Source organism: Streptomyces sp. MBT65 (assembly GCF_016612545.1).
Taxonomy (GTDB): domain Bacteria; phylum Actinomycetota; class Actinomycetes; order Streptomycetales; family Streptomycetaceae; genus Streptomyces.
Genome location: NZ_JAENRY010000570.1, coordinates 1 through 4,236 on the forward strand (window position 1 = coordinate 1; position 4,236 = coordinate 4,236).

General features: G+C 70.4%; 7 protein-coding genes. 4 read left to right on the plus strand and 3 right to left on the minus strand.

Annotated elements, in window-relative coordinates:
• Positions 1–198 (minus strand): hypothetical protein (locus JHN63_RS50425; protein WP_200691842.1); only part of this gene is annotated, 198 nt, incomplete at its 3' end.
• 22 nt (positions 199–220) lie between these two features.
• Here JHN63_RS50425 and JHN63_RS54155 point away from each other — a divergent pair.
• The 3 genes from JHN63_RS54155 to JHN63_RS50435 all read left to right on the plus strand — a co-directional run bounded on the left by JHN63_RS54155 (position 221) and on the right by JHN63_RS50435 (position 1,900).
• Positions 221–349: a hypothetical protein gene (locus tag JHN63_RS54155; protein ID WP_267953880.1), complete on the plus strand. Its 129-nt coding sequence runs from the start codon at positions 221–223 to the stop codon at positions 347–349.
• Positions 350–365: 16 nt separating this feature from the next.
• A complete protein-coding gene (locus tag JHN63_RS50430) occupies positions 366–1,130 on the plus strand; it encodes a DUF4239 domain-containing protein (RefSeq protein WP_234478923.1) in 765 nt (254 codons plus the stop codon).
• A 221-nt stretch (positions 1,131–1,351) separates the two neighbouring features.
• Positions 1,352–1,900, plus strand: coding sequence for a hypothetical protein (locus JHN63_RS50435; RefSeq protein WP_200691843.1), 549 nt, complete (start codon positions 1,352–1,354; stop codon positions 1,898–1,900).
• A gap of 96 nt (positions 1,901–1,996) precedes the next feature.
• Here JHN63_RS50435 and JHN63_RS50440 read toward each other — a convergent pair whose 3' ends face one another.
• Positions 1,997–2,503, minus strand: a complete 507-nt coding sequence (locus tag JHN63_RS50440) for a hypothetical protein (RefSeq protein WP_200691844.1) — start codon at positions 2,501–2,503, stop codon at positions 1,997–1,999.
• Between the two features lie 332 nt (positions 2,504–2,835).
• On the opposite strand from JHN63_RS50440, the gene JHN63_RS50445 reads away from it, so the two are divergent.
• A complete protein-coding gene (locus tag JHN63_RS50445; RefSeq protein ID WP_200691845.1) occupies positions 2,836–3,507 on the plus strand; it encodes a class F sortase in 672 nt (223 codons plus the stop codon).
• A gap of 30 nt (positions 3,508–3,537) precedes the next feature.
• Here JHN63_RS50445 and JHN63_RS50450 read toward each other — a convergent pair.
• On the minus strand, positions 3,538–4,236 hold a 699-nt coding region (locus JHN63_RS50450), incomplete at its 5' end, for a polysaccharide deacetylase family protein (RefSeq protein WP_200691846.1).

Consider the following 4,236-nt stretch of genomic DNA (forward strand, 5'->3'; position numbering starts at 1 on the left):
GCCGAAGCCCACCCCGACGCCGACACCCAGGCCGACGCCGACCCCGAAGCCACGGCCCACACCGAAGCCCACGCCACCGCCGCCCGCTCCGGCGCCCCGGCCGGCGCCCGCGGCTCCGCTGCCCCGGGCGGCCCCGACGCCCACGCCCACACCGACCCCGCCGCCGGAACCGACGCCGAAGCCGTCGCCCAGGCCCACCCCGCATCCCTCGGCGACCCCGGTGAGTTATCCGAAGTACCACTCCAAGCCGCGCCCGCGGCCCGCTCCCGGCCGGACGCCGCCCGTCGTCTACGTCCTGCTCATCACCATGCCCGCGGTGGTCGCCATCGCCGCGCTGCGTCCGCGCTGATCCCCGGAGGAACCCCTTGTCGGAATGGCTTGTTCTCGTCCTCGCGATGGCGGCGGCCTGTGTCGTCGTCGTCATCATCACGTTCCTGCGCGAACGCTCGGCGTCCGAGGACGAGGACCCCAGCGAGACCCCGGACGTCATCGAGTACATGACGATGTGGATCGGCGTGGTGTACGCCATCGTCCTGGGTCTGGCGATCGCCGGTGTCTGGGAGGCCCGCAGCGCCGCCCAGGACCATGTGCAGGCGGAGGCACAGGCGCTGCACGAGATCTCGGAGCGGGTGCGGGTCTATCCGGCGGACCAGCGTGACCGCGTTCGGGCCGATGTCGAGGCGTACGTCTCACAGGTCGTCAACGTCGAGTGGAAGACGATGGCGGACCACGAGGAGCTCACCCAGCGCGGCAGCGACCTCCTGGAGCGGATCCGCGCGGACGTCACGGACTACCAGCCGAAGACGGACTTCCAGGCGCAGGCCTATCAGCCGCTCGTCGACCAGGTGGCCGCCCTGGACTCGGCACGCAGCTCTCGTTCGAACTCCACCGGGGCGACCATGCCGTCGGTGGTGTGGTTCGGGCTGCTCGCCGGGGCCGTCATCACCATCGGCATGGTCTTCGCACTCCAGATCCGGCGTACACCCCGGGAGCTGATCCTCGCCGGGCTGTTCTCGGCGCTGATCGCCTTCCTGCTGTTCCTGATCTGGGACTTCGACGCGCCGTACAGCCGGGGCATCACGGCGTCGGCGCAGCCGTTCCTGGACCTCTTCCCGCACATCAAGGACTGACGGCCCCTCACCGGGGCAGTCACCGGGGGATGTCCACCACGCCGCGGGCGTCCCCCGGTCGCAGGAGCGGTGTCCCCTGTGCGGCCCACACGATTGCCCCATTCGCGCGACTGCGATCGCGGGAGCGCACACATGTTCCTAGCGTTTCGGTCATCGAGGTGCATTTACGGCGCTAGCGGAAAAGGTCCGCTGCTGCTCCTCGGGGACCCGGAGGAATCACCATGCGCGCGATACGCGTCGCCTCGGCCGCACTGCTGGGCATCAGCGCCCTCGCCCTGTCCGCGCCGCTCGCCGTCGCGAAGGGCGACGGCAACCACAACATCACGCCGTTCGGCTTCAGCGTCCTGCCCTCGACGATCGCGGCGGGCGGCCAGGTGACCCTGCAACTGGACCGGGACAACGGCGGCTGCCGGGGCTCCGCGACGGTGTCCTCCGGGGTCTTCGACACGGTCAGGATCTCGCCGGGTCAGTCCTCGGCGACGGCGATGGTCGACTGGGACGCCAGGCCGGGCGCGGTGTACCAGGTGACGTTCACGTGCGGCGGCGAGAGCGGCTCCACGGGTCTGACCATCGCCTCCGGCCGCACGAACAACAACATCCAGCCGCTTCAGCCGGCCCAGCAGATTCCGCGAGGGGTCCACGCCGGTGAGGGCGGCAGCATCGCCGGCTTCGACCTCAAGGAACTCGGCATCGGCGCGGCCCTGATCGCCGGTTCGGTCGGGGCGGCGTACCACTTCTCGCGTCGCCGTACCGGAGAGGACGGCGCCTGACCGCTCCACCACCCGCACAGGCCTTCGCCCCGGAACCCGAAAGGGTCCGGGGCGAAGGCCTGTGCGGGTGCGGCCCGACCTCCGAAGGGGAGGAGGTCAGATGCTGCGCTCGGTGCGGCGGCGCATCCAGAACACCCCGCCGCCCACGACGGCCGCGGCGACCAGGCCGCCGCCGATCGCCATGTCGGTCGGGGTCGCGCCGGCGCTGCTGCTGCCGCCGAGACCGCCGCGGACACCGCCGATGACGGTGTAGGCGGAGTCACGGGTCAGCGAGGACCCGTTGGAGCAGCGGACCGTGATGCTGTACGAGCCGGGGCTCGCCGACCTGCTGATCCGGGCCGTTCCGGTGGACGTCGTACCGGCGCCGCCGAGCAGGGACAGGTTGGCGGGGCGTTCGAACCCCGGTGAGGTGGCGATGGCGTTGCCGCCGCTGAAGCAGCCGTCGACCGTGACGGTGAGCTGTCCACCGCGGGCGATCACGCTGGGCAGGGCGACGATGTTGCTGGGGCTGGCGCCCATGCCGTCCGCGACGGCCACCGGGGCGGCGAGCCCCAGGACGGCCACCGCGGCACCGGCGGCAGCCAGGGCACGAGTTGTACGCATGTCATCCTCCGCGGAAGGCGCCCCGGGACCCGTCCCCGGTCGATCGGCGAGAAAACGCCTCCCAGACGCACCCTCAGATGCCTTGCACGCGCCCGCATTTCGAGAATGGTCCGTCCTGGTGAGAGGACACGCCGAGAGAAAAGCGCACAATCGGATATTGCCGCAGGTCACGGACCGTCAGATAATTTCTGTGAGCGGCAACTCGTATGGCGCACATAAGGATGTCCGGGCCACCCGTTCGCGCTCGCCCCGTCGCCGGTTCCGGCTTCCGGACTTAGCGTTCTCATATGCGCGATGGACGCGGCGACGGCCGTGTCGAGAGGGGATGGCGAATGTCTGCGTCCGAGCTGTCCGAGCTTGCCGAAGAGGAGGAGCGGCAGAAGAAGCGCGCCCCGTGGGGAGTGATAGCGCTTGTTCTGCTGACCGGCCTCGCGCTCATTCGGAACGGTTCCGGGGAGTTCGACGTGGGACCCCCGCAGCCGGCCACGGCGGCGGCCGCGGACGCCCGGACCGGCGTCGGCACCTTCGCCAAGGCCCCCGCTCCGCTGGCGTACTCGGTGGCCGACCGGGTGCGGATCCCGGCGATCCGGGTCGACGCGCCGATCATGCCGGTGGGCCTGGACGCGGACGGCTGGGTCGGTGCGCCGCCGCCGGAGGACCCGAATCTGGCGGGCTGGTTCACCGGTGCCGTATCGCCCGGCGAAAAGGGCACGGCAGTGGTCGTCGGCCATGTCGACAACAAAATGGGCCCCGCCGTGTTCTACGGACTCGGAGCCCTCAAGAAGGGAAATCGCGTCGAGGTCGAGCGCAAGGACGGAAAGACCGCCGTATTCGAGATCTACGGCATCGAGGTCTTCGAGAAGAAGGACTTCCCCGGCGACCGCGTCTACGCCTCCAAGGGAACTCCGGAACTGCGCGTCATCACCTGCGGCGGCGGTTTCTCCAAGCAGAACGGCTACGACGGGAACGTCGTCGTCTTCGCCCGCCTGGTCGAGGTCCGCTGAGCGTTCCCCGGCCGGGCGGGCGAAGGCTCGTCAGGTAGTGGTCCGGCGGCGCGGCAGCGTCATGCGGTAGCCGGAGTCGAGCAGGTGCGGCAGGTATTCGCGCAGCGCCTTCACACTCTGGGTCCGGTCGCCCCCGGCGTCGTGCGAGAGCACCACGACGCCGGGGGCGGCGCCGTCCTCGACCGCGTCGACGATGTGACGGATGCCGGGGGTGTCCCAGTCGAGGGTGTCGACGGTCCAGGCGAGGGGTTCCATGCCCAGTTCGGAGCCGAGTTGGAAGGCGGCCCGGTTCCAGGCGCCGTAGGGTGCGCGGAACCACTGCGGGCGTTCACCGTAGGCGTCCTCGATGACATCGCTGGTGCGTTCCATCTCGGAGCGGATCTGACGACGGGTCAGCTTGGTCAGCAGGGGGTGGGACCAGGTGTGGTTGCCGACGACGTGGCCCTCCTCGGACATGCGGGCCAGGATGTCGTGGTTCCAGTCGGCCATCTCGCCGCACACGAAGAACGTGGCGCGGACGTCGTACTCGGCGAGGGTGTCGAGGATGTGCGGGGTGTAGCGGGGGTCGGGTCCGTCGTCGAAGGTCAGGACCATGGTGTTGCCGCGTCCGGACATGCGCAGGAAGGGTTCGTGCCGCACCGGCACGTGGGCGGGGGTGGTGCGGGGCGCGCCGTATCCGGCCACGGGCTGGAGGCGGTAGGAGGAGGGCTTGCGCGTGAGGCGTGGTGG